Annotated in this window: 23 protein-coding genes; 6 read left to right on the top strand and 17 right to left on the bottom strand. The window is 63.3% G+C overall.

Features of this window, described 5'->3' with window-relative positions; genetic code table 11:
* Positions 1 to 70: 70 nt before the first annotated feature.
* From ACPWR9_RS07795 to ACPWR9_RS07785, 3 genes are all read left to right on the top strand, one after another.
* Positions 71 to 739: a TetR/AcrR family transcriptional regulator gene (locus ACPWR9_RS07795; protein WP_150681183.1), complete on the top strand. Its 669-nt coding sequence runs from the start codon at positions 71 to 73 to the stop codon at positions 737 to 739.
* A 15-nt stretch (positions 740 to 754) separates the two neighbouring features.
* On the top strand, positions 755 to 1,339 hold the full coding sequence (locus tag ACPWR9_RS07790) for a TIGR00730 family Rossman fold protein (protein WP_426298007.1): 585 nt from the start codon (positions 755 to 757) through the stop codon (positions 1,337 to 1,339).
* Between the two features lie 170 nt (positions 1,340 to 1,509).
* Entirely contained in the window at positions 1,510 to 2,043 is a 534-nt protein-coding gene (locus ACPWR9_RS07785) for a DUF2062 domain-containing protein (RefSeq protein ID WP_426335075.1), read from the top strand.
* On the opposite strand, the gene ACPWR9_RS07780 is transcribed toward ACPWR9_RS07785, so the two are convergent.
* Together ACPWR9_RS07780 and ACPWR9_RS07775 are read right to left on the bottom strand one after the other, a co-directional pair.
* The gene (locus tag ACPWR9_RS07780; RefSeq protein ID WP_426297528.1) at positions 2,035 to 2,661 is read right to left on the bottom strand and encodes a DUF924 family protein; all 627 of its coding nucleotides are present in this window, start codon (positions 2,659 to 2,661) and stop codon (positions 2,035 to 2,037) included. The two genes, ACPWR9_RS07785 and ACPWR9_RS07780, sit on opposite strands and share 9 nt — an antisense overlap.
* A gap of 43 nt (positions 2,662 to 2,704) precedes the next feature.
* Positions 2,705 to 3,436 carry an alanyl-tRNA editing protein gene (locus tag ACPWR9_RS07775; protein ID WP_426297530.1) on the bottom strand — a complete coding sequence of 244 codons (732 nt, stop codon included), beginning with the start codon at positions 3,434 to 3,436 and terminating at the stop codon, positions 2,705 to 2,707.
* 302 nt (positions 3,437 to 3,738) lie between these two features.
* On the opposite strand from ACPWR9_RS07775, the gene ACPWR9_RS07770 reads away from it, so the two are divergent.
* Positions 3,739 to 4,161, top strand: coding sequence for a hypothetical protein (locus tag ACPWR9_RS07770; RefSeq protein WP_426297532.1), 423 nt, complete (start codon positions 3,739 to 3,741; stop codon positions 4,159 to 4,161).
* A 123-nt stretch (positions 4,162 to 4,284) separates the two neighbouring features.
* Entirely contained in the window at positions 4,285 to 5,001 is a 717-nt protein-coding gene (locus ACPWR9_RS07765) for a hypothetical protein (protein ID WP_426332229.1), read from the top strand.
* A gap of 15 nt (positions 5,002 to 5,016) precedes the next feature.
* Here ACPWR9_RS07765 and ACPWR9_RS07760 read toward each other — a convergent pair whose 3' ends face one another.
* From ACPWR9_RS07760 to trxA, 15 genes are all read right to left on the bottom strand, one after another.
* Positions 5,017 to 5,472, bottom strand: a complete 456-nt coding sequence (locus ACPWR9_RS07760) for a group II truncated hemoglobin (RefSeq protein ID WP_426297536.1) — start codon at positions 5,470 to 5,472, stop codon at positions 5,017 to 5,019.
* A 51-nt stretch (positions 5,473 to 5,523) separates the two neighbouring features.
* Positions 5,524 to 8,073 carry an ABC transporter permease gene (locus ACPWR9_RS07755; RefSeq protein ID WP_426297538.1) on the bottom strand — a complete coding sequence of 850 codons (2,550 nt, stop codon included), beginning with the start codon at positions 8,071 to 8,073 and terminating at the stop codon, positions 5,524 to 5,526.
* On the bottom strand, positions 8,060 to 8,656 hold the full coding sequence (locus tag ACPWR9_RS07750) for a DUF4126 domain-containing protein (protein ID WP_426297539.1): 597 nt from the start codon (positions 8,654 to 8,656) through the stop codon (positions 8,060 to 8,062). Before ACPWR9_RS07750 ends, ACPWR9_RS07755 begins: the two co-directional genes overlap by 14 nt.
* 241 nt (positions 8,657 to 8,897) lie before the next feature.
* Complete coding sequence (gene sugE / locus ACPWR9_RS07745; protein ID WP_426297541.1) at positions 8,898 to 9,215, bottom strand: quaternary ammonium compound efflux SMR transporter SugE; 318 nt, start codon at positions 9,213 to 9,215, stop codon at positions 8,898 to 8,900.
* Between the two features lie 225 nt (positions 9,216 to 9,440).
* Positions 9,441 to 10,151, bottom strand: coding sequence for a two-component system response regulator KdpE (gene kdpE, locus ACPWR9_RS07740; protein WP_426297543.1), 711 nt, complete (start codon positions 10,149 to 10,151; stop codon positions 9,441 to 9,443).
* Positions 10,144 to 12,972: a DUF4118 domain-containing protein gene (locus ACPWR9_RS07735; RefSeq protein ID WP_426298011.1), complete on the bottom strand. Its 2,829-nt coding sequence runs from the start codon at positions 12,970 to 12,972 to the stop codon at positions 10,144 to 10,146. The genes kdpE and ACPWR9_RS07735 overlap by 8 nt, the downstream gene beginning before the upstream one ends.
* 206 nt (positions 12,973 to 13,178) lie before the next feature.
* Positions 13,179 to 13,763: a potassium-transporting ATPase subunit KdpC gene (gene kdpC / locus ACPWR9_RS07730; RefSeq protein WP_426297545.1), complete on the bottom strand. Its 585-nt coding sequence runs from the start codon at positions 13,761 to 13,763 to the stop codon at positions 13,179 to 13,181.
* A gap of 48 nt (positions 13,764 to 13,811) precedes the next feature.
* The gene (gene kdpB / locus ACPWR9_RS07725; RefSeq protein WP_426297547.1) at positions 13,812 to 15,938 is read right to left on the bottom strand and encodes a potassium-transporting ATPase subunit KdpB; all 2,127 of its coding nucleotides are present in this window, start codon (positions 15,936 to 15,938) and stop codon (positions 13,812 to 13,814) included.
* Positions 15,939 to 15,966: 28 nt separating this feature from the next.
* A complete protein-coding gene (gene kdpA, locus ACPWR9_RS07720) occupies positions 15,967 to 17,772 on the bottom strand; it encodes a potassium-transporting ATPase subunit KdpA (protein WP_426297549.1) in 1,806 nt (601 codons plus the stop codon).
* Positions 17,769 to 17,861 carry a K(+)-transporting ATPase subunit F gene (gene kdpF / locus ACPWR9_RS07715; protein WP_150681195.1) on the bottom strand — a complete coding sequence of 31 codons (93 nt, stop codon included), beginning with the start codon at positions 17,859 to 17,861 and terminating at the stop codon, positions 17,769 to 17,771. Before kdpF ends, kdpA begins: the two co-directional genes overlap by 4 nt.
* 342 nt (positions 17,862 to 18,203) lie before the next feature.
* Complete coding sequence (locus tag ACPWR9_RS07710; RefSeq protein WP_426297551.1) at positions 18,204 to 19,196, bottom strand: transporter substrate-binding domain-containing protein; 993 nt, start codon at positions 19,194 to 19,196, stop codon at positions 18,204 to 18,206.
* Positions 19,197 to 19,289: 93 nt separating this feature from the next.
* The gene (locus ACPWR9_RS07705) at positions 19,290 to 20,216 is read right to left on the bottom strand and encodes an amino acid ABC transporter substrate-binding protein (protein ID WP_426297553.1); all 927 of its coding nucleotides are present in this window, start codon (positions 20,214 to 20,216) and stop codon (positions 19,290 to 19,292) included.
* A 121-nt stretch (positions 20,217 to 20,337) separates the two neighbouring features.
* Entirely contained in the window at positions 20,338 to 20,925 is a 588-nt protein-coding gene (locus ACPWR9_RS07700; RefSeq protein WP_426297555.1) for an AAA family ATPase, read from the bottom strand.
* Entirely contained in the window at positions 20,922 to 21,299 is a 378-nt protein-coding gene (locus tag ACPWR9_RS07695) for a cupin domain-containing protein (protein WP_426297557.1), read from the bottom strand. Before ACPWR9_RS07695 ends, ACPWR9_RS07700 begins: the two co-directional genes overlap by 4 nt.
* 36 nt (positions 21,300 to 21,335) lie before the next feature.
* Positions 21,336 to 22,187 (bottom strand): thioredoxin, encoded by an 852-nt coding sequence (trxA, locus tag ACPWR9_RS07690; RefSeq protein ID WP_426298013.1) that lies wholly within the window; start codon positions 22,185 to 22,187, stop codon positions 21,336 to 21,338.
* A 254-nt stretch (positions 22,188 to 22,441) separates the two neighbouring features.
* Here trxA and ACPWR9_RS07685 point away from each other — a divergent pair, with 254 nt between their 5' ends.
* Entirely contained in the window at positions 22,442 to 24,922 is a 2,481-nt protein-coding gene (locus ACPWR9_RS07685) for a cation:proton antiporter (RefSeq protein ID WP_426297559.1), read from the top strand.
* Positions 24,923 to 24,934: the final 12 nt, after the last annotated feature.

Here is a 24,934-nt window from a genome sequence, read left to right as displayed (position 1 = left end):
GATACTCACTTCATAAACGCAAGCGGAGAACATCCTTCGCCGAGCTTGCCGCTAACCGGGGCCGACAGACATGGAAGCAAAGCAGCCACGCCGAACCCGCGAACGAATTCTTGAGGTGTCGCTTCGACTCTTCAACGAAATCGGCGAACCCAACGTTACGACCACCACGATTGCCGAGGAGATGAAGATCAGCCCCGGCAATTTGTACTACCACTTCCGCAACAAAGACGACATCATCAACAGCATCTTTGCGCAGTTCGAGCAGGAAATCGAACGGCGACTGCGGCTGCCCGAGGATCACAAACCGACGCTCGACGAAGTCTGGACGTATCTGCAATACATGTCCGAGTTCCTCTGGCGTTTCCGCTTCCTGTACCGCGACCTGAACGACCTGCTTGCGCGTAATCGCACGCTCGAGACGCATTTCAAACAGATCGTCGGCCACAAGAAGCGCTTCGCGCGCGAGATGTGCGACATGCTCGTCACTGACGGTGAAATGGAAATCACGTCGGAACAGATTGAAGTGGTCACCACCAACATGGTGGTGCTCTCGACGTACTGGTTGTCGTATCAATTCGTGATGAACCCGCGCAAGTACAACGATCCGGAGGAGATCGGTGCGGGCCTGCATCAGGCGAGCTATCACATCCTCTCGCAAATGGCCCCGTATCTGAAAGGCCGCTCGCGCGAGTTGTACGACAGGATGGCGCATGAATCCTCAGCCAAAGGAGTTCAGTAAGGCATGACCTCGGAAGTGAAATCCATTTGTATTTATTGCGGCGCCGCGACCGGCGTACGCCCGGCCTATGCCGAAGCGGCTCGCGAATTGGGCCGCCGTATGGCTGAAGCCGGTATTCGCCTCGTGTACGGCGGCGGCAAGGTTGGCTTGATGGGCATCATTGCCGATGCCGTGCTCGCGCATGGCGGGCAGGTCGTGGGCATCATTCCGAAAGCGCTGATGGAGAAGGAAGTCGGGCATACCGGCCTGACCGAGCTGCATGTGGTTGAAAACATGCACCAGCGCAAGCAAATGATGGCCGACTTGTCGGACGCCTTCATTGCGATGCCCGGCGGTATCGGCACCTGCGAAGAGCTGTTCGAAGTGTTCACGTGGTTGCAGATCGGCTATCACGCCAAGCCGATTGGCTTGCTCAACGTCGAACAGTATTACGACCCGCTGCTCGTGTTCCTCAAGTCGATGGTCACGGAGCAGTTCCTCAAGGGCGCACAACTCGATCAGTTGCAAGTCGAAGCGTCGCCCGAAACCCTGCTCGACACGATGCGCCGCTTCAAGCCATCGCAAGTCGATCGCTGGGCGAATCAGCGCACACAGATCTAAGGGTGTCACGCCCTGCCGCGCGGCGAAGGTCGCGCGGCTCTCCTATCCGCCTCCACGTCCCCCTGTTTGGCATTGCCCGTCACCGTTGAACTCTTAAGGCCTACGCAACTCAGACATCGGTTGCCCCGCGCCCGCCTGGGTTGGCCCCTTCCTCGACGAGCAACCTGCCCATGATGTTAAAGATGCTTCGCCCAATGCGACTCCTGCGCTCTCGCTGGCTGCGCCCGCATGCCGGCTTGTTGTTGCGTCGCAGTTTGTGGATGGCGACACCGCGCGGTGTGGCGATCGGACTCGCGTGCGGGGTGTTCTTCGGCATCTTGTTCCCGGTTGGGCAGATTCTCGTGGCGTTGCTCGCCGCGGCCTTCTTGCGCGGCAACTTGTTCATCGCCGCACTCGGCACCTTCATTACCAACCCGTTGACGGTGCCGTTCGTGTATTTGGGGGCGCACCGGCTTGGGCGCTGGATGTTGGAGTGGTCGCCCGCGCAAGAGATCGAAGCGACGGTGGCCGCCGCGACGCGCGCCAGCGAGGGGATGTGGGCACAGGTGATGAACTTCGACTTCGGTGCGGCAACGCTGCATCTAATCACCGGGCTTGCGACCAGCGCCTGCGTCAGTGCCGTGCTGGCCTATGGCATCGGTTTCTTTGCCATCCGGTGGCATTTGCAGCGCAAGGCACGCGCGGGCATCCCTGGCTCAAAATGACGAGCCGGGTTCCTTCAGAAACGCAATTTCCTCAGGCGTAGACACACGCCCCAGCGCCGCATTCCGATGCGGATAGCGCCCGAAACGCTCGATGATCACGGCGTGGCGGCGCGCGTAATCCAGGTTGTCGACCATGCCATGCGATTTGGCGAGTTGTTCGTAAAGTTCTAGCGAAGTGTGCTGGCTCTCAAGCGACTCGTCATGTTCGAACGGTAGATAAACGAACACACGATGCTGAGGGGTTGGCAGTCGTTGATCCTCGCCCGCCTCGACCAACCGGCGCGCTGCCGCCAATGCGCGCGCGTCCCCCGCAAACGCGCCTGCCGTCCCTCGGTACATATTGCGAGAGAACTGGTCGAGCATCACGATCAATGCGCATGCGCCGAGCGGCGTGCGCGTCCAGTCGTCGAGTTCGCCCGCGAGTGCCTGCGCGTGCGCCGCGCCGAAGCGCGTGCGAATCTCGTCGTCAAACACATCCGACTTACGAAACCACTCCGGCCGGGCCAGCCCGTAGACCTCGCTATCGGGCGTACCGAACCAAAAATCGAGTACCGCCTGCCATGGCGTGTTATCTGTCGAGTGCGTCGAAAGCGTGGCTGCCGGGGGGGTGATCGACATGCTGCCTCACATCATGGGATTGGAAATCCGCATGATGCCAGACTCAAGCAAACGCGAGCACCACGCGACGCGTGCGTGACGTCTTCTTCTCGATCTTGCTCACCCGCAGTGCACCGATTTCGGCCGTATTCGCCACGTGCGTTCCGCCGCAGGGTTGGAGATCGATGCCCTCGATGCGTACCAGACGCACGCGCCCGAGGCCCATCGGCGGCTTCACGCTCATCGTGCGCACCAGTTCCGGACGCGCCGCCATTTCCTCATCGCTGATGCTGTCGATATTCACCGGTCGTGCTGCCGCCACCAGCGCCGCCAATCCGGCCTCGACGGCTTCGCGCTCGATCGGGTCATTGGTCACGAAATCGAGCCGCGCATATTCCGGCGTGATGCTGCAACCGTCGACCGGATGCGGCAGCACGGCGCACATCAGATGCGAGGCCGTGTGAAAGCGCATATGGCGAAAACGCCGTTCCCAATCGATTTCTGCATGCACGAGATCGCCGACCGATAACCCGGCCAGCGCTTCGGCCTGGCCTTCTGCGGGCACATGCACCGCGTCGTCTGGCGTCGCGCCTTCGAGTTTCGATTTGCGCGTGTCGGCAATGCTCAGGCGCGTACCGTCGGCGAGCAAGAAGGCACCTGCGTCGCCAGCCTGCCCGCCACCGAGCGGGTAGAACACGGTGCGATCGAGCATGATGCCGTTCTCGTCGATATGGGTGATACGCGCCTCGCATTGGCGCAGATAGGCGTCTTGTCGGAACAGCGCTTCGGTTGTCATGGTGTCTCCTTCTGGAATTGGACATGGTCGCGCGGTTTCGGCCGCCATGACAAGGGCCAATCCGACGCTTTCAGACCAGTACGGTACGCGGGGCATTCGCGAGCGCGAGTTCCCGACTTCCGGCCAAAGTCGCGACGAACGAGTCGCGACGCATAAGGAACCGCGCAACGATTCCCAATCGATCTGAAATTCGACGCACAAACCAAAGCATTGTCTTACGGCGACAGCCGCCGAGAGACGTGACTCTTAGGATGATTCCGAGTGCCGCAGCACGTGTGGCACGTCATTGGAAAGGAATCGAGATGAAACCTGAAGCTACCTCCCTCGCAGAAGAACTGAAGGGCAATGCGCATGAGCAGAACGCATTCCGGCACGCCTGCGCGAGATACGACGACGGCGACCACGAAGGCGGGATCAAGCTGCTGAGCGCGATATTGCGTGAGCGTCCCTTGCATTTAGGTGCGCTCAAGCGGTTGGGCTACGCCTTGTACAGCAGGAAAGCCTATGCCCTTGCTGCGAGTCCGCTGGTGAGTGCCGCGATGCTGGATGCGTCAGATCCCGAGCCAGCCTATTTCGCCGCGTGCTGCATGATCCAGTCGGATACCCCTGAGCTGGCGCGCAGTCTGCTTAAAGCTTCCGAGGAAATTGCCGGCCGCTCCCCATTGCAGTCGGCACTCGGTCACCGTGCCCGGCAACTCCTTGCCACCCTTCCCTCATCCCCCTGAGTCACCAAAATGAATCCCACCACTTCCCAGATTCCCCATAGCGCGTCGTTGACCCAGTTAGACAGCATAGAGATCAGCGTGCCCACGCCGCCACAAGTCGGCACGCAGCCGCGGTTGCTGCGCTTGCCCGACGACATTGGTCGGAGCGTCGTGATGCAATTGCAGGAAGGGGCAGCCCCGGCAGGCGCGGCCCCGTCCTCGCAGCGGCTCGCCTGCTTGCATGAGATTGCAAAGAGCCTGCTGAACACGGCCGCTCGAAGCGCGATCCTCGTGTTGCCGATGACCGCCTTCGCGCACGTCGGCGACGAGACCACAGACACCCACGACGCAAGCCGCGAGACCGTCGACTTCGGTATTTCTCTAACGCTCGCGATGTCCGGCGTGGGAAACACATTGGCGAAAGCGATCCATCTGTTCGGGGATTCGCCTGAGCGCATTCAGGAGGCTCGTGCCTTGACTTGGCCGGGGGCGGTGATGCGATGCCTCGACGCGACACCGGACGTGCAAGCCGGGGCCAATCGGCTCGAAAACTCGCTGGTCGCCTGGGTCAGTTTGACGGTGGCTGCCGAAGGCATTCTCCACGCGTCTCAAAAAGAGACCGGGGACATCAATGCTCACGTGATGGGATTGGTGGGCGTGCTAATGGGGGCTGGCTCGACCCTCTACGACGATACCGTGGATGCGGTGTCCGGGGCCGCAAGCAAGATCAAGGCAGCCGCAAACTGTCTGCGAAGCGTGGTGTGCCAGGCGGCCGACGGTGCCGGTCAGGCCGTCAAGGCGTTTAAGGCAACGGCGGATGGCCCACGCACCGCGACGGAGAACGTTTTCAACCTGGTCTGAGTCCCGCCCTGAGTATTACCCTGCCTTGTTGCGCATCCAGTCCGCCGTCCCGTAGAACGCTTGCATCAAGCGTTCCTGAAGCGACGTTTCAACGCCAATGTCTTGCATAGCCAGTGCCATGCAACGCAGCCATTGATCGCGCTCATTTGTGGCAATCGGGAACGGCAGATGGCGAGCGCGCAACATCGGATGGCCGAATCGCTCGATGTAGTGATTCGGCCCGCCGAGCCAGCCGCACAGGAACCAGAAAAACTTATTGCGCGAGTCATCGAGCGACTCGGGATGCAAAGTGCGGATACCGGCGAATTCCGGCTCGAGGTCCATCAAGTCGTAGAAACGGTCGACGAGTTCGCGCACGCGCGCTTCGCCACCGAGCAACGAGAACGCGGTCGGCTGCGCAGGGGTGTCCTGCGCATCGGCGTCCGCGGCTTGGGAAGTGGGGGAAGTTTGGGAGGAGTTTTCGGTCGTCATGGCCGCTATTGTGCCCGAGGCCCGAGTCACTCGCACGCTCGCACGTTCGACCTACACCTCTCGCAGCGTGCGCAGCGCCGACTGGCGTAGCACCGCCCGCAGGCCGCTCCATCCGCCAACCAGCGCACACAGCACGCCCGCCACAACGCCCAGCACCGGCAACCACGGATTGAACGTCAGCGCAAATTCGAACACGTAACGCGCGAGCGCCCAGCCGAGTGCCCCGGCACCGAACGCCGCCAATAGCCCGGCCAACGCCCCGACAGTCACCAATTCCGCCAGATGCACGTCGCGCAACTGTCGCGACGACGCACCCAGCGCACGCAAGATGCCGCTCTCGCGCATACGCTCGTCACGCGTGCCCGCAAGCGCCGCATAAAGCACCAGTACACCCGCGGCGAGCGTGAACAGGAACAGCGCCTGCACCGCGTCGATGACCTGCGACAGAATGAGCTGAATTTGCGCCAGCAATGCGCCCGTATCGATCACCGTCACGTTCGGGAACTGCCGTACGAGCGCGTCGGCGACGCCTTGCTGCGGCGCGTCGAGATGGAACGATGTGATCCACGTCATCGGGAAATCGCGCAGCGCCGCTGGCGGCATCACGACAAAGAAGTTCACCCGCATCGATCCCCAGTCGAGCTTGCGCAAGCTGGTAATCGGGGCATCGATCGTCTGCCCGGTCACTTCGAAGCGCAGCGTGTCGCCGAGCTTCAGGCCCAGCGTCTTCGCGATGCCCTCTTCCATCGAAATCTGCGGCGTGGTCGTATCGCCGTACCACTGACCGGCGGTCACGCGATTGCCGTCGGGCAGCGCGGACGTGTACGACAGATTGAATTCGCGCTCTGCAAGCCGTCGCGCGCGCTCTTCGGTGTAACGCTCGCCCGTCACCGGCTGATCGTTGATCGCTGTGAGCCGCGCGCGAATCATCGGCGAGAGTTGCACGTCGGGCAAACCGGCGGCGCGCAATTGCGCCAGCACCGGCGCATCTTGCCCTGGCTGAATATCGATCACGAAGCGGTTCGGCGCGTCGGCGGGACTCGATTGCCGCCAACCGGCGACCAGATCGTTACGCGTGACCGCGAGCAGCAGCAGCGCCATCAGTCCAAGGCCCAACGCCACAATTTGCAACGCACTCCCCAGACCACGGCGACGCAGACCGGCCAACGCATACCGCCAGCCGATGCCGCCCATCGCGCCACCGACCGGCCCGCTGCGACGCGCCCATGCGGCGAGTCCGCGAATCGCCAGCCATGCCAGCGCAGCAAACACGACCGCGCCAACGACGAAGCCACCGGCCACCATCGCCCCCAAACGGAGGTCACGCGCCGCGAAGAGCAACAGCGCGGCGAACGCCAGCGCACTCGCGCCATATGCCAACCAGCCCTGACGGCGCGCACCGCCCACGACATCGCGGCGCAGCACATGCAGCGGTGCCACTTCCGAGAGCGGCAACAGCGGCGGCAATGCAAACCCCAGCAGCATGACCAGCGCACTGGCGAAACCGAACGCGGCCGGACGCCACGTCGGTGCAGGCAATCCCGCCGGAATCACATTCCCCAGTTGTGCCAACAACGCCCAATGGGCCGCATAGCCGAGCGCCACACCAAGCGCCCCGCCAATCAAGCCGAGGCCGATAAATTCAAGTGTCACCATGCCGCGCAACGAGCCACGCGACACGCCAAGGCACCGCATCACGGCACACGCATCGAGATGTCGTTCGCTATACCGGCGTGCTGCAATCCCCACGGCCACTGCCGCCAGCACGGCGGCCAGCAACGCCACCAGCGAGAGGAAGCGCTCCGCGCGGTCGAGCGTTTGTCGCACCTGAGGCTGACCCTCTTCGAGGGATTCGAGATGCACGCCGCGCGCCTGCTCGGCGGCCGGACGTGCCCACGTGGTGAATTGCCTGACCTGCGCGTCGGTGCCTGCGACGAGCAAGCGATACGTGATGCGGCTGCCGAACTGCACCAGCCCGGTGGACTGAAGTTCGTCGAACCGCATCATGACGCGCGGTGCGAGCGAGCCGAAACCGTAGCCGCGATCCATTTCACGCGTGATGACGGCGGCGATGCGCAACGACCGGTTGCCGACGCGAACGTTGTCGCCGGGTTTGACGTGCAAGGCGTCGAGCAGCGCCGCATCGACCCAGACGGTGCCCGGGGCGGGGATATCGGCGGCAGGTGCATCCGGGGTGTTAGCCGCAGCGTCGGCTGCGGTTCTTACGCGCCCGCGCAACGGGTACCCGTCGCTGACAGCCTTGAGCGACGACAAGCGACTCGCCCCGGGTTGACCGTTCTCGCCGATGGCGCTGGCCATGCTCGGGAAGTTAGCAACGACAGCGGTCGCGAGCCCGTCGGCGTGGGCTTGACGGGAGAAGTCGGGAGATAAGGGGGCGTCGCTGCGCACAACGAGATCGGCGGCGAGCATTTGGCGCGCATCGCGCTCAAGCCCGCCCTGCATGCGATCAGAGAGAAAACCGACACTGGAAAGTGCGCCGACGGCCAGCAACAGCGCCACGAGCAGCAGATGCAGCTCGCCTGCACGCCAGTCGCGCATGAACATCCGCCACGACTGGCGGGCAACTTCAGTGAACCCCATCGTTCCTCAATCCTTTGACCCGGGCCAGCAGTGAGCGCCAGCCGCGCCAGACACGCGGCAGCCACCACCACGCCAATACGACGAAAACCAGCAACATCACGAGAAAGACGGCCGGCAGGAAGAACGCGAGCGCGAGACCGCCCACCGTGGAGACATCTTCGCCGGCTGAGGCCGCCACATTGGAGAAAGGTTCCGGCGAGGTATTAATGAGCGCCCGGCTCCCCGCCTTGGCCAAGTGCGCAGTGCCTGCCAGCGCACCACCGGCAAGCCCGGCCAGCGCAGTGACGGTAGGGTCCATCTGGCCGAGTGCCGCCGCGCCCAATACGATGCCTGCCGGAATGCGGATGAACGTATGCACCGCATCCCAGGCGCTATCGACAAAGGGAATCTTGTCGGCAAAGAACTCGATGGCCGCGAGCACGCCAGCCGCAGCGATGACCCACGTAGACGCCAGCACCGCCAGCGTCGGCGGCAGATGCAACCACCCGAGACGCGCTGCCAGTCCTGCGCAGAACACGGTCAGGTATAACCGCAGGCCGCTGCCCCAGGACAGCCCTGCGCCAAGCGCAATCGATTCCAGCATGGTGACCCTCGCTGCCGCCGAGATGGCGGCGTCGCACGATCACGCGCCTCACACTGCTGACGCGGTAACGAAACGGAAAGCGGAGCTCAAAACCCAACCCGAAACGGCACGCAAATCAGCCAACGTGCCAACCCTCACCGTCGCACCGTTACGGCGTCATTATGCCGCGCGTTGCGGCAACGCACCACCGGTGACATTTTGGGGGGCGTTGGCGCACGTTTTACGTCGATTCAGTGCCCGTTCAGGCCGTGGTGAGCTTCAGCCCCACAAGCCCGGCCAGAATCAGTGTGACGCTGGCAATGCGTGCCGCCGAGGCCGACTCACCGAACAGAATGATCCCGAGAATAAACGCGCCTACCGCACCGATGCCGGTCCAGATGGCGTAAGCCGTGCCCAACGGCAGCGTACGCACTGCGAGCGCCAGCAGCCAAACGCTGCCGACCATCGAAGCAATGGTGAAAACCGACGGCACAAGCCGCGAAAAGCCTTGCGTGTACTTCAGACCGACGGCCCAAGCCACTTCGAGTAATCCCGCGAAGACGAGAAGGATCCAGGCCATGAAAGACTCCGATGCATGGATGTATCGGGGTCGTCCCCGGAAAAAGTGAATCCGTGCACCGGGTCGTCCCGGCGGCTACGGGTTCCATCGGAAACCGAATGAAATTCGGCGCGTTGCCGCAATCAGCAGCCACGGGAACGAAGGAACCCGGCGATTTTATCAAAGCGCGCGTCGCATCGAAGGACGCCCTATCGGTGACATGGAATTAGCGGGCGGGATACAGAATCACGCCGCAGCCTCCACCTCCAGCCGATACCCGACACCGGTTTCGGTCAGGATGTGCTTCGGCTGCGCGGGGTCGGCTTCAAGCTTCTGGCGCAGGTGGCCCATGTAGATGCGCAAGTAGTGATTGCTCTCGACGTGCGACGGCCCCCACACCTCCTTGAGCAATTGCCGGTGCGTGAGCACGCGCCCGGCGTGGCGCACGAGGGTCACGAGCAAGCGGTACTCGATCGGCGTCAAATGCACGGCTTCACCGCCACGTGTCACTTTTCGGCGCGCGAGATCGATGCTGATGTCGCCAAACGCGAACGCTTCGCCCAACGTCTCGGAATTGCCACCGCGATGATGGCGGCGCAGTTGTGCACGAATACGCGCCAGCAACTCCGATACCCCAAAGGGCTTGGTCAGGTAATCGTCGGCGCCCACGTCGAGCGCCACGACCTTCTCCGATTCTTCGTTGCGTGCCGACAGCACGATGATCGGCATGTCCGTCCAGCCGCGCACTTCGCGAATGACTTCGACGCCGTCGATATCGGGCAATCCGAGATCGACGATCAGCAAATCGGGTTTGCGCGTCGCCGCTTCGACCATGCCCTGACGCCCCGCTTCCGCTTCGTGCACGACCATGCCTTCGGCTTCCAGCGATGTGCGCAGAAAGCGGCGGATCTGGCGTTCGTCTTCAATCACCACGATGGTGATAGTCGGTTCACTCATGACTTTGTGTGGCTTTGGTGTCAGGCATTTCAGTGGGTGATGGTGCAGGCGAGTCCGCCCCCTCCTCCAACTCCCCCGACGACTCATTCATATCGGGCACTTCGGGTTCAGCGGGTGGCGTCTCGACGGGCAGCGTGAAACTGAAGCGTGCGCCGTGACCGCCGGGCACGTTGGCGGCCTCGATTCTACCGCCGTGCGCTTCCACGATGGCTCGGCAAATCGCGAGCCCCAAGCCGATGCCCGGCTTGGCCGACTCCTTCTCCCCACGCATAAATTTCTCGAAGATTCGCCCCTCCATCCCAACCGGCAACCCCGGGCCGTCGTCGCTCACGCTCACTTCGACTTCATCACCAAGCGTGCGTGCGGCAATCTCGATGTGCGAACCGGACGGCGAGTACTTCGCCGCGTTCTCCAGCAAGTTGGTAAAGAGACGCTCCAGCAAGACAGCGTCGAAGCGCAGCAGCGGTAGGTCGGCGGGTATTCGCGTGCTGACCTCATGCCCGGCCAACACGCGCCGAGATGCGCGTAACGACGTACCGACCACTTCTTCGAGCATCTGCCACTGTCGATTGAGCTGTACACCGCCCGCTTGCAACTTGGCCATATCGAGCAAGTTGGTCACGAGCCCCGTCATGCGTTGCGCTTCCTCGTGAATCGCATCGACCAGTTCCGTGCGCAGCGGCCCCGGCGTCTCCGCATTGCGGCTAAGCATGCTCGCAAAGCCAACGATGGACGTGAGCGGCGTTCGCAAGTCATGCGAAATGGCGGATAGCAATGAGTTGCGCAGACGCTCGGATTCCATCGTCACCAGCGCATCCTGCGCAATCTCGACGTAATGCACGCGCTCGAGTGCCAGCGCAATTTGTGCGGCGAAGGTATCGAGCAGACGCAGTTGCTCCGGCGTGGCAATGGCCCCAGTCGCAGGATTGTCTGGCGCCACCACCAGCACACCCCGCGTGCGCATCGGCGCACGCAACGGCAGGTAGTAAGCGTCCGATGCGGGCAAGGTATCGGTGCCCTGCCCGGCGGCCTGCTGGCGGTCATAGACCCACTGCGCAACATCGGTATCGATATGCGCAGGCATCGTCTCGGCTTGCACGTTCTCGACCGGCTGCCGCACGCCGCCCTGACTGTCGGGCAACAACAAGGCCACGCGCGCCTGAAACACTTCGCGCACGTGACGCGATCCGATTTCGATGATCTGCGGCGTCGTGAGCGCCGCCGCCAACTCACGCGCCATCGCATACACCGCACCGGTACGCCGTTCCCGCCATGTCGCCAGCCGTGCCTGAAAACGCAGGCTCGTCGTTAAATGGCTGATGACCAGTGCCACCGTCAGCATCACGGCGAAGGTGAGCAGGTACTGCGTATCGGAGACAGACAACGACATCTTCGGCGGCACGAAGAAGAAGTCGAACGCCACCACCGACAGAAACGATGCCAGCACGCCCGGCCCACGGCCCAACCGCATCGCGGCGATGATGACGCCCAGCAGATAAAGCATGGCGATATTGGCGAGATCGAGGAACGTCGTGAGTTCCGCCGCCGCGAGCGAGATGACGCCGCAAATCCCCACCGCCCATGCGTAGCCGCGCCACGGCCCGCCCACCAGTCCCAGTTCCGGCGCGGAGGTATCGAACCAATCGCGCCAGTCGCCGCGCACCACGCGCTTGTCCGCCGAGGTGTCGCCTGCCGCCGGGCCGATCAACACGACATCGACGCCTCGCGCAAGCCGAATCAGCGCCTCGTGCAGCGGCGTGCGCGCCGTCCACCATCGCCTTGCCCCGCTCGCGCCCACGACGATCTTCGACACATTGCGCATCTGCGCATAGGCGAGCAATGTCGGCGCGGCATCGGCACCATCGAGCGTGAGCGTTTCCGCCCCCAACTCTTGCGCCAGCTTGAGCGTCGCGTACGTGCCCTCACGCCGCACTTGCGACTGCCGCAGAATCGCGGGCGTCTCCACATGCACCGCCAGCCAGTCGGCCCGCAGACTCGCCGCCAGCCGCGCCGCCGCACGCACGAGTGCGACACCTTCCGGCCCCGGCCCAATCGCGACGAGCAAGCGCTCTCGTGCCTGCCAGACATGGCTAATCGACTGATCCGCGCGGTACTCGCGCATCTGCGCGTCCACCCGGTCGGCGGTGCGGCGCAACGCGAGTTCACGCAACGCAATCAAATTGCCCTTGCGGAAAAAATTGCGCACCGCCCGTTCGGCCTGCGCAGGCATGTACACCTTGCCTTCGCGCATGCGTTCGAGCAGTTCATCGGGTGGCAAGTCGACGAGTTTGACTTCGTCCGCCAGATCGAACACCCGGTCGGGCAACGTTTCCCAGACGCGAATGCCCGTGATCTGCCCCACCACATCGTTCAGCCGCTCCAGATGCTGCACATTGAGCGTGGTGTACACGTCGATACCCGCAGCCAGCAACTCTTCCACGTCCTGCCAGCGCTTCAGATGGCGCTCGCCCGGCACGTTCGCATGCGCCAGTTCATCGACCAGTGCCACCGCCGGTTTGCGTGCAAGCATGCCGTCGAGGTCGAATTCACGCAGCACACGTCCGCGATACTCCACCGACTTCTGCGGCAGCACTTCCAGCCCTTCGAGCATCTTCGCCGTCTCTTCGCGGCCGTGCGTCTCCAGCACGCCGACGACAACGTCGGTGCCTTCCTCGCGCAGCTTGCGCGCGGCTTGCAGCATCGCGAAGGTCTTACCGACGCCTGCCGACGCGCCGAAGAAAATCTTCAGCCGGCCGCGCTGCTCGCGCGCTTCGTCGCGTTGCAGTTTGTCGAGCAATTCGTCGGGGTCGGGGCGTTCCATGCCAGCCATCGGATCAGTCCACTAAGGAGACGCGCGCCCTCTCGCCGGTCGGCAAGAGATGCGCCAAATTCGGAGCACGTGCGGGGCACATGCGGTGCATTCGGCAAAGCAAAAACGGCACGCGTCAAGGGCGTGCCGCCAATCTACCGCACGCTGCCGGACAAGACCAGCGAAACGCCCGTCCGTCCGGCCGCTATGCCGCGTTTTCAGACGCTGCCGGGTGCCATCCCATCCAACGCCAGGTTGAGCTTCAGAACATTCACCCGGGGCTCTCCGAAAATGCCCCATTGGCGCCCTTGGGTGTTCTGCGCAACCAGCGCTTGCACGGCCTCCGGCGTCAGCCCACGGGCCTTAGCCACGCGCGTGACCTGATAGGCCGCTGCTGCCGGGCTGATCTCGGGATCAAGGCCACTGGCGGATGCCGTCACCAAGTCGGCAGGTACCGGCAGTGCGGCCGTCGGGTCGGCCTCGCGCAGCGCCGCGATACGTGCCTTCACGGCGTCGGCGAGTGCGGGGTTGAGTGGGCCGTAGTTCGAGCCGCCCGATGCCAGGCCGTTATCCGGCATCGGTGCCGTGGCCGACAGACGGCCCCAGAAGTACTTCGGTTCGTCGAAGTTCTGTCCGATCAGCGACGAGCCGACCGCTTTGCCGTCTTTGTAGATCAGGCTGCCCGAGGCTTCGCGTGCAAACGCGACCCGGCCAACGCCGGTCACAACCAGCGGATACACCAGACCCGTAATCACCGAGAGCACGACAAACAGGCTCAGCATCGGGCGTAACAGGGTTTTCATGACGTCTATTCCTTTAAGTTCTGCAATGTGGGCGAGCGTGCTAACCGATCAGGCCCAGCCCATCGCGGCGATGATCATGTCGATCGCCTTGATGCCCACGAACGGCACCAGAATGCCGCCCAGCCCGTAAATCACGAGGTTACGGCGCAACAGCGTGGCCGCACCGAGCGGGCGATACTTCACGCCCTTGAGGGCCAGCGGAATCAGCACCACGATAATCAGCGCGTTGAAGATCACCGCCGACAAAATGGCCGACGACGGGCTGGCGAGGCGCATCACGTTCAATTGGTCGAGCTGCGGATACGTGGTGGCGAATGCCGCCGGAATGATCGCGAAGTACTTCGCCACGTCGTTCGCAATCGAGAACGTGGTGAGGCTGCCCCGCGTCATCAGCATCTGCTTGCCGATTTCGACAATTTCGATGAGCTTGGTCGGGTTCGAATCCAGATCGACCATGTTGCCGGCTTCTTTCGCGGCCTGCGTGCCCGAGTTCATCGCCACGGCCACGTCGGCCTGAGCGAGCGCCGGGGCGTCGTTGGTGCCGTCGCCCGTCATGGCCACCAGCTTGCCTTCGGCCTGATACTTGCGAATCGTCGCGAGCTTGGCTTCCGGCGTGGCTTCCGCGAGGAAGTCGTCGACACCGGCTTCGGCCGCAATGGCCGCCGCCGTCAGACGGTTGTCGCCGGTGACCATCAGCGTCGTAATGCCCATCTGACGAAGTTCGGCAAAACGTTCTTTTATGCCGCCCTTGACCACGTCCTTCAACTCGATCACGCCCAACGCGCGGGTGCCTTGTGCGTCTTGCTCAGCCACCACCAGCGGCGTACTGCCGCGACGTGAAATCTCGTCGACCGACGTCGCCAACGCCGCGGGCCACACACCGCCCGCCGATTCCACGTAGCGTTTGACGGCTTCCGCAGCGCCCTTGCGAATCTGCTTGTCCGCCAGATCCACGCCGCTCATGCGCGTCTGCGCCGAGAACGGGAGGAACACCGCGTGCAGACCGGCCATCTCGCGTTCGCGCAAGTTGAAGCGTTGCTTCGCGAGCACGGTAATGCTGCGACCTTCCGGCGTTTCGTCGGCCAGCGACGAGAGTTGTGCTGCGTCGGCCAATGCACGTTCGTCCACGCCCGGGGCGGGCACGAACTGCGAGGCCTGACGGTTGCCGAGCGTGATCGTGCCGGTCTTGTCGAGCAGCAGCACGTCGACGTCGCCCGCCGCTTCCACCGCGCGGCCCGACGTAGCAATCACATTGGCCTGCATCATGCGGCTCATGCCAGCCACACCGATGGCCGAGAGCAAGCCACCGATGGTCGTCGGAATCAGACACACCAGCAGTGCCACGAGCACGGTGATCGTGACCGGATGACCGGCCTGCGTCACCAGCACGCTGTAGATCGAATACGGCAGCAGCGTGGCCGTGGCGAGCAGCAGCACCAGCGTGAGCGCGACGAGCAGAATCGTCAGCGCGATCTCGTTCGGGGTCTTCTGACGCTTGGCGCCTTCCACCATCGCGATCATGCGATCGAGAAACGCCTCGCCCGGATTAACCGTCACTTTCATGACGATCCAGTCGGACAACACACGCGTGCCGCCCGTGACTGCCGAGAAGTCACCGCCCGACTCGCGGATCACCGGCGCCGATTCCCCCGTGATGGCCGATTCATCGACCGACGCCACGCCTTCGACCACTTCGCCGTCGGCGGGCACCACATCGCCCGCCTCCACCAGCACGAAGTCGCCACGGCGCAAGCTGGCGCTGTCGATCACCAGACACTCGGCGTCGCGAGCCGCTGCGCGCAGTTGCTTGGCCGGCACGTTCTTCTTGGCCTGACGCAGCGAGGCAGCCTGCGCCTTGCTACGCCCTTCGGCCAGTGCTTCGGCGAAGTTCGCGAACAACACCGTGAACCACAGCCACAGCGTGATCGCGAGGATGAACGGTGCGCTGGCTTCGGCATGACCCGCGAGGGCCATGCCGAAAAGCACCGTGGTGAGAATGCTGCCGACGTACACCACGAACATCACCGGGTTCTTCGCTTGCGTGAGCGGGTGAAGTTTGCGGAACGAGTCGACGATGGCCGGCTTCACGATCGTGGGGTCGAACATCGACTTCACTGCCGATGTATGCCCCTCGGCGACCGGCCGGGTGACGGTATTACCTGCGGATTGATTCATGAGTGCCTCGAATGCCTCATTTCGTTATTCATTGCGCGCCGATCATCGCGAGATGTTCGGCAATCGGTCCGAGCGCCAGCGCCGGCACGTAGGTGAGCGCACCCACCAACAGCACGGTGCCGAGCAGCAGCACGACGAAGAGCGGTCCGTGCGTGGGCAACGTGCCCGACGTGGCGGAGATGCGCTTCTTCGCGGCCAGACCACCAGCAATCGCCAGCACCGGCACAATCACCCAGAAGCGGCCGAACCACATCGCAATCGCCAGCGCGTTGTTGTAGAACGGCGTGTTGGCCGAGAGCCCCGCGAAGGCGCTGCCGTTGTTGTTCGCGGCCGAGCTAAAGGCGTAGAGAATTTCGGAGAACCCGTGTGTCGCTGGATTCGCCACCCCCGCCTGCCCCGCCGGAATCAGCACCGCGAAGGCGGTACCGAGCAGCACCAGCATCGGCGTCATCAGCACGGCGACGGCGACCATCTTCATCTCGAACGCTTCGATCTTCTTGCCCAGGTATTCCGGCGTGCGGCCGATCATCAGCCCCGCGACGAACACCGCGAGCATGGCGAAGACGAGCATGCCGTACAGGCCCGAACCCACCCCACCGAAGACCACTTCGCCCAATTGCATCAGCAACATCGGCACCATGCCGCCTAGCGGTGTGAGCGAGTCGTGCATGGCGTTGACCGCACCGCACGACGCGGCTGTCGTCACCGTCGCGAAGATGCCCGACGCCACAATGCCGAAGCGCGTTTCCTTGCCTTCCATGTTGCCGCCGGACTGCGTAGCACTCACCTGCTGATCGACGCCAATCGGCGTGAGCACCGGGTTACCCGCTTGTTCCGCCGAGACGGTGGCGATGCTCGCAATCGAGAACGCAATCGTCATGGCGGCGAGAATCGCGATGCCCTGACGGCGGTCGCCGACCATGCGTCCGAACGTGTGGCACAGCGCCGCCGGGATCAGGAAGATCGCCAGAATTTGCAGGAAGTTCGACAGCGGCGTCGGGTTCTCGTACGGGTGCGCCGAGTTGGCGTTGAAGAAGCCGCCCCCGTTGGTGCCGAGCATCTTGATCGCTTCTTGCGAGGCGACCGGGCCCATCGGCAACGTCTGCGTGGACGTCACGGCCGGTTGCGTCACGGGCTTGCCTGCCGCATCCATCTTCGGCTGACCGTCCGGGCCGAGCACCGGGTTGTCGTAGTGCGTGGCCTGCACCGTCGCGACGTCCTTGTAGGCGTCAAAGTTCTGAATCACGCCTTGGCTCATGAACGCGGCGGCAAACAGCACCGACAGCGGCACAAGGATGTAGAGCGTGATGCGGGTCATATCGACCCAAAAGTTACCGATCGTCTTGGCCGTATGACGGGCGAAGCCGCGAATGAGCGCCACCACCACCGCGATACCGGTCGCAGCAGACAGGAAGTTCTGCACCGCGAGGCCGAGCATCTGGGTGAGATAGCTCATGGTCGACTCGCCCGAGTAGCCCTGCCAGTTCGTGTTGGCCACGAAGCTCACGGCAGTGTTCATCGACGAATCGGGCGTGACCGCGCCGAACGCCTGCGGGTTGAGCGGCAGCCAGACTTGCCAGCGTTGCAGCGCATAGACGGCGAACGCGCCCAGGGCGTTGAAGCCGATCAGCGCAATCGCATAAGCACGCCAGTGCATTTCCTTTTCAGGATCGATGCCGCACAGGCGATAAAGACCGCGCTCGACCGGGGCAAACCACCGGTTCACACGCGACTCGCCGGCAAGCACGTCGGCCATGAAACGGCCGAGCGGGCGCGCCAGCACCAGTAGCACGACGAGATAGACGCCGAGCTGAATCCAGGCGTTGAGTGTCATGCGAGATTCTCCGGCTTGAAGAGCGCGTAGACGAGATAAGCGAGCAGCGCGAGCGTGAGTCCGCCGCTCAGCCAGTACATGGCTGTCATTGCTGCCCCCCTACCGACGCGCAAAACGCGACAAAGCCGACGGTCGCAGCGGTGAACACCGCCATCACGCCGAGATATAACCAATCCATGACAACTCCCTATCGTGTGGCGGCCAGCACACCACGGGCGCGACGCGCCCTCGCATGCCCTTCGCATGCGTATGCCAGCCGTGTTCTGAACGATACGGATCGGCGCGTAAAGACGGGGACAAAAGGGGTAAAGCCGGTGTAAACAACGCGTAAACGACAACGCCCGCCGATATCGCTATCGGCGGGCGTTGGTACGGGTTTTAAGGGCTGCGGGCGGGTGCAACGAGGAGCGCTGCCCGCGCCCGATGACGCGTTACTCGGTCACTTTCGAGCCTTCGCGCCAGACCTCGATCACTTCCTTGCTCGGCTCGAGGTTCAAATTCACGTTACGCGGCGGAATCGGTTGTTGGAACCACTTGCGCTGAATGTTGCGAATCTCGCCCGAGCTGAACACATGGGCCAGCGTGGTATCGACGAATTTCTTGAATTGCGGGTCGTCGCGACGCAGCATCAGCGCGTTCAGTTCAGTTTCGAGCGGTGCGCCGACGATGTCGAAGTCGCCCGGTTCGCGCGCCGTGGCACGCAGGCCCGCGAGCAGCACGTCGTCGAGCGCGAACGCCTTGGCACGGCCAGTCTCTAGCGTCATCATCGATTCGCCGTGGTCACGTGCCGGAATCACGCGGAACCCACCCTTATCGGCTTGAATACGTGCCAGACGCTCGCCGGTCGAACCCGCCGAGGCCACCAGATTCTGGCCCTTCAGATCGTCCAGACCGCGAATGTTGTCCTTCTTGTTCACCAGCAAACGCACTTCCGACACGTAGTACGGGTTGCTGAAGCCCACTTGTTCCGCACGTTCCGGCGTGATGGTGTTCGGCGCGCAATCGAGATCGACCGTGCCGTTCTTCACCAGCGGAATACGGTTCTGCGGCGTGATCGACATCTCGCGCACTTTCAGGTTCGGCATATTGAGCGCCGACTTGACCGCATCGACCACGGCGTAGCACAGGTCCATGGTGTAGCCGACGGGCTTGCCCTTGTCGTTCACGTACGCGAACGGGATCGCGGCTTCGCGGTAACCCAGTGTGATGAGGCCCGTGTCGTGGATCTTTTTGAGCGTGCCGGTCAGATCGCCATGGATCTTCGGCAAGGCGACGACGGCCGCGTCTGCTTTAGCGGCCTTGGCCGGCGCGGCGAGCGCCGACGGCGTAGCCGAGATGGCGCCCAAAACGGCAACGCCCACCGACAGGCTCAGGGCCACACGGCGGGCGGCAATTTTCCAATTCAATTCAGTGAAACGGTTCACAGCAAATTCCTATCGCATTAACAGCACGATAGGAATTTACAGAGTTACGCCCGCTGGAGCAAAGCCAGTTTTGTCATTAGCTTATGCCGGGCATCATTCCTGCCGACCGGCTTCCCATAGCGCCTGAACCTCTGGCGACGGCAGCATATGCAGGTTCACCCCGTGCGGCGGCGTCGGATTCTGGAACCAGCGGCCTTGCAGGCGCGCCATCTCGCCGCTGCGGAAGACTTCCATCAACGCGGCATCGACGAGCGCTTTGAAGGCGGGATCGTCGTGGCGCAACACGAGTGCGTAGTACTCAGGGTCGTCCGACAGCGGCGGGCCGACGACACGGAAAGCGTCCGGGGTCTTGGTCGTCGTGCGTAAGCCCTGAAGCAGCACATCGTCTAACGCCATGGCCTGCACGCGCCGTTCTCGCAGCAGATGGAATGCCTCGTCGTAATCGCGGGCCATCAGTAACTGAAACCCAATTTGCGCCTGACGCGCCCGCACCAGCCGCTCCGCCGTCGTGCCCTGCACCACCACGAGCCTCAGCCCACGCATGGCGTCGATCGACCCGATGCCACTGCCACGGCGGACCATCAACCGCACATGGGCCGCGTAGTACGGCAAGCTGAAGGCCACTTGTTCCGCACGCACGTCGGTCACCGTCGAGGGCGCACAGTCGATATCGATAGCCTCCCCTTTGACGAGCGGTGCGCGCATTTGCTCGATCACCCGCACCGGCACGCTCTCCAGTTGCGGCATCGCGAGTTCTCGCTGAATCACCGGCACGATTTTTTGGCAAAGGGCCCACGCCAGGCCGGTCGGCTGTTCCTGGTGGTTCACAAAGGAGAAAGGCACGGCAGACTGCCGATAGCCGAGTTCGATGCGCCCGCGTTGACGAATGCGTTCAAGCGTGGGGGAAGCGGCCGTCAGGGCGGGTTCTGCATCGGGATTGCCCGACGCGTACGCATTGGAGAATGCAAAGCTGGCTAGCCCCAGCCCGGCGGCAAGCACAAAACGAAAGAAGAGAGTCATGGCGGCGCGCCCGCGAAGGGGAGAAAGGGGAAAGTCGCACCTTAGCAATGCGCCGGGCCACCGCCTATGGCCCGTCCGGCCTTTTCGGACTATTCCCCTCGCGCCGTTGTCGCCAGCGACATTAGCGTGTCTGCGCCAACAACGTCTGCAATAACCGCTCGTCGTCTTCCGCCGTCGGTGCCGTATTGTCGAAGCGCACCAGCCCCGGGAAAGCCGCCGCGGGTGGCAAAAACCGGCGCAGACGATATTCCTCCCAGTGCGCGAGCTTGTACGCGTCGTTTGGGTTAGCGCGGCTCACGATGCGCGCTTTGGCACTGTCTTCATCGAGGTCGACCCAGACGACATGCACACCGACGTCGTCATCCACTTCCAGCCAGCCACGATCGAACAGCAGCCCTTCGCGCAACTCACGCGAAAGCGGACCGACCACCAGCACGTTCACGCCGAGCCGCAGGTTCTCGCGCGCCGTCTCCAGCAGGCCGCCGTACTCCGGCTCGCGCAGCGTTTGCAGATACAACGGACTGTCGCGGTCGTTCGGGTTGCCGGTCAGTGCCCCCATCACCGAGGCACTGAATGCGCCATACAGCGTGTCTTTGTCCAGCAGACAGAACGCCTCGCCGCTGCGCTCGATAAGTGGGCGGATCAGACGCTTGGCCAGTGTGGTCTTGCCAGCGCCTGCGTGGCCGCAGAAGAAGATGAGTCGCGTCATACCGTGACCTTGCGATCGAGCATCACGAAGTGCTTACGCACCGGCTCGATGACTTCGAACACGCCCTCGAAGCCCGCCGGAATCACACAGGCGTCGCCGGGACCGAACTCCGAGCCGTTGCCTTGATCGTCGCTGATCCGAATCCGCCCTTCGATCACCGAGAAAAACTCCTGCCGATGCGGGCCAAACACGATACGCCAAGCCCCTGGCTCGCAGGTCCACTCGCCGCAGTCGAATTCACCCAGCGCGTCGGTATAGAACGGGCGCGTGACGCGCTGCGGATTGCCGCTCACCCGGCGGGCCTCGGCGGGGTGATCGAACACGGCTTCGCCCGCTTGATCGGGCGCGAAGGTAATCAGTTCAGGTGCAGTCATCGGTCTAGTGATGGGAATGAAGATGAACTTGGGAAATCAATTCAGCGCGGCACTCAACTTGCGACGCCAGGCGGCGACCGTGGCGGGATCGGAGCCACCGAGTGCGTCGAACACGGCAAGCATCGACTTGCGGCCGACGTCGTCGCCAAACGTGCGGTCGCGCTGCACGATGCCCAACAGCGTTTCAAGCGCCTGCTCGTAGGCATGATCGGCCAGATAGCGATTCGCCAGATCCAAGTGCGCTTGCAGATTGTCCGGCTCGGCGTGCACGCGTTGCAGCAACTGTGCGGCGGGCGGGAGGTGGCTGGCCTGTTCTGCGGCCGCCAGACGCGTCTCTAACGCCGCAATGCGCGCATTTCCGCCCGCTGCCGTGCGCGGCGAGATCAGCGAGAGTTCAGTGCGTGCGCCTGCGAGATCGTCCATTTCGATCAGCACATCGACCAGATCGAGGCGAATCTCGTCATGCGCCGGGTCGAGTGCCAATGCCGCTTGCAGTGCATCGCGCGCCACTTGCGGCTTGCCTTCGGCTAGGGCCTGACGGGCCACGTTGCGCGCCATCTCCGCCGGATTCGGCACGATGCGCTCGATGAACGCGCGCAACTGGCCTTCGGGCAAGGCGCCGACAAACTGATCGACCGGCTCGCCGTCGACGAATGCGACGACCGTGGGCAAGCTGCGCACGCCGTAATCGGCGCAAAGCTGGGGATTCTCGTCGGCGTTGATTTTGACCAGTCGCAGGCGCCCTTGCGCCTCGGCTTCGAGCTTTTCGAGCAGCGGCCCGAGCACATTGCAGGGGCCGCACCACGGGGCCCAGAAATCGGCGAGCACGGGCACTTGATGCGAGACGGCCAGCACGTCGTCGTCGAAACTGGCGAGGTTGGTGTCGATCATATGACCTATAGAGCGTGGTAAATTGCGTGAATGGTAGCCGTTAGTTCGTGCGATTTTCTATCACTTACGGCTGCTTCGCTTGATGCAGAAATGGCATGACTTGCTTGATGCAGGCATAGCGCATGGTAATCGCAAAACTGGGCATATCGATACGGACGCGCGCGAGCGCGCCGGGTTCCCATCCCGGCCGTCATCGCCGCCGAGCGCCATATTGAGCGCTGCGCGCCGTCGCATGACACGCTGGGAGGCACATGCACGCAGGCCACGGCACGGCGATCTTCTTCACGCAACTCCTCTTGTTGGTGCTCGTCGGCAGATTGCTCGGCGAGGTGATGCAGCGGCTGCGACAGCCCGCTGTGATGGGCCAACTGCTCGCGGGCGTGCTTCTCGGCCCGTCGGTCTTCGGCGCCTTGCTGCCCGCTTGGCAGCACGCCATCTTTCCAGATAACGAAGCGCAGAAAAAGATGCTCGATGCGGTGTCTGAGCTCGGCGTGCTGCTGCTTCTGCTATCGACCGGACTGGAGACCGACCTCGGACTCGTGCGGCGAATGAAGCGTATGGCCATCTTCGCGTCGGCGGGCGGCATGATCATCCCGTTCGCCTGCGGCTTCGCTCTTGGCTGGCATCTACCCGACAACCTTCTCCCTCACCCTGAAGCAAGGCTGGTGACGTCGCTGTTCATCGGCACGGCGCTCTCGATCTCGTCGGTGAAAGTGGTGGCGATGGTCATCCGCGAAGTCGATTATCTGCGCCGCAATATCGGGCAGATCATCCTGGCGGCGGCCATTCTCGACGACACCACCGGGTGGATCATCATCGCGGCCATTGCGGGGCTGGGCGCGAGCGGCTCGGTCGATCTCGGGCATCTCTCGTTTAGCCTTGGCGGCACCCTGCTCTTCATCGTGCTGTGCTTTACCGTCGGCAAGCGAGCGGTGGCCGTGGCCATTCGCTGGACCAACGATAGATTCACTAGCGAGATGCCGGTGCTCAGCGCGATTCTCGTCATCACCTTCGTGCTGGCGCTCGCGACCGACAAGCTCGGCGTGCATACCGCGCTGGGGGCGTTCATGGCAGGCGTGATGATCGGCCAATCGCCCATCCTCACCGAGCAGATCGAAGCACAACTGCGCGGCCTGATCGTCGCCCTCTTCGCGCCGGTGTTCTTCGGCGTGGCGGGGTTGTCCGTCGATCTGACCATTCTGTTCGACTGGCGCATGCTCGGGCTCGTGGCGGGGCTGATTCTGATCGCGAGTATCGGTAAGTTCAGCGGATGTTTTCTCGGTGGACGGCTGGGCGGTATGTCGTCCGCCGAGGCGCTCGCACTTGCCACAGGCATGAACGCGCGCGGGTCGACCGAGATCATTGTGGCGAGCATCGGGTTGTCGCTCGGCGTGCTGAGCAAGGACCTGTTCACGATGGTGGTCATCATGGCGCTGATTACCACGCTGATCATGCCGCCGGTGCTACGACGCGCGCTTGTGCGCATTCCTTTGTCTGCGGAAGAGAAAGCCCGACTAGAAAAAGAAGCTGCCGAGGAGAAGGATTTCCTGCCGAACGTCGAACGCATTCTCGCTGCGGTGGACGGCAGCGCCAATGGCCGCTTCGCCGCTCGGATCGCCGGGCTGACGGCGGGTGTGCGTGGCACATTGACCACGGTGCTGGCGCCTGCGCCAGCTAAGCGTGACGGCGGTAAGTCGGATGCCTCGGCGGAAGCCTCCGATTCAGGCGATAGCGAGGAAGCAACGGGGCAAGATGCCTACGCAATCGCACTGAACGCCGCCATGCTCGCCGTCCCGCGCGCCCCAGGAACACCGGGCGTCGATGACGGTAGCGACGCACAGGCTGATGACGATAAGGCACGCGCGGCATTGCGACGCGAAGCCGAACGACTCGTGCTTCGCGAACGGACGCGCGACGCCCCGCAAAAGACGCCGGAATTGCCCCATGGGCCAGTCGACGACGGCGCGGATGACACCGCCCCCAAACACGAACCCGTCGGCGAAGCGCACGACGACAAGCGCGTGAGCGAAGCCACCCAAGAAGGCGAGTTCGTCGCGAGCGATCCGTCCGACGCGGCGCGAGATCAGCAGGCTGCGCAATCCGATACCAGTCACGAAGCCACACGTATCTCGGACGAAATCGGTAAGGGCTACGGCTTCGTGATCGCGGGCTTCGACGCAGATGGCGAAGAATCCGACTCCGACGTGCCGCCGTTGCCCTTGCCAACGGGCGTGCTGCCGCTCACGAAGGCGTTCGATGGCGCCATCGCCATCGTGTTGGCCCATGGAGATCACGCCCGTACGCCCGACGCACCGCTCGATATCCTCGTGCCGGTCTCGGGCACGGACTATTCGCGCCACGCGGCAGAGTTGGCCATCACACTTGCCCGCGCCGCCAATGCTCATGTCACGGCGCTGCACGTTTCGGCACGCGTCGCGCCGGGGATGATGCACAAGCGGTGGCGGCCAAGGTCGCTGCGTCCCGATGCCGCTGAAGCCGCCATGCTCGAGAACCTGCACGCGCTGGCCGAGCGCAACGGCGTGAAGCTACGCACGCGCTTGCTCGCCGGTGGCAAGGTCGACGACGCAGTGCTGCATCAAATTCATCACGGCAAACACAACCTGCTCGTGCTAGGCGTGCAGCCGCGTTTCGGCGATCGCCTGAATTTCGGCGCGATCTCACATCGACTGCTGGAAGATCGCCGCTGCTCTGTGATTGTGTTGAGCGCGTAGACGGTTGGATCG

This window comes from Pandoraea pneumonica, assembly GCF_049918595.1.
GTDB lineage: Bacteria > Pseudomonadota > Gammaproteobacteria > Burkholderiales > Burkholderiaceae > Pandoraea > Pandoraea pneumonica_A.
The sequence above is the reverse complement of the archived record's forward strand: the minus strand, read 5'-3'. Positions and strand labels throughout refer to the sequence as shown.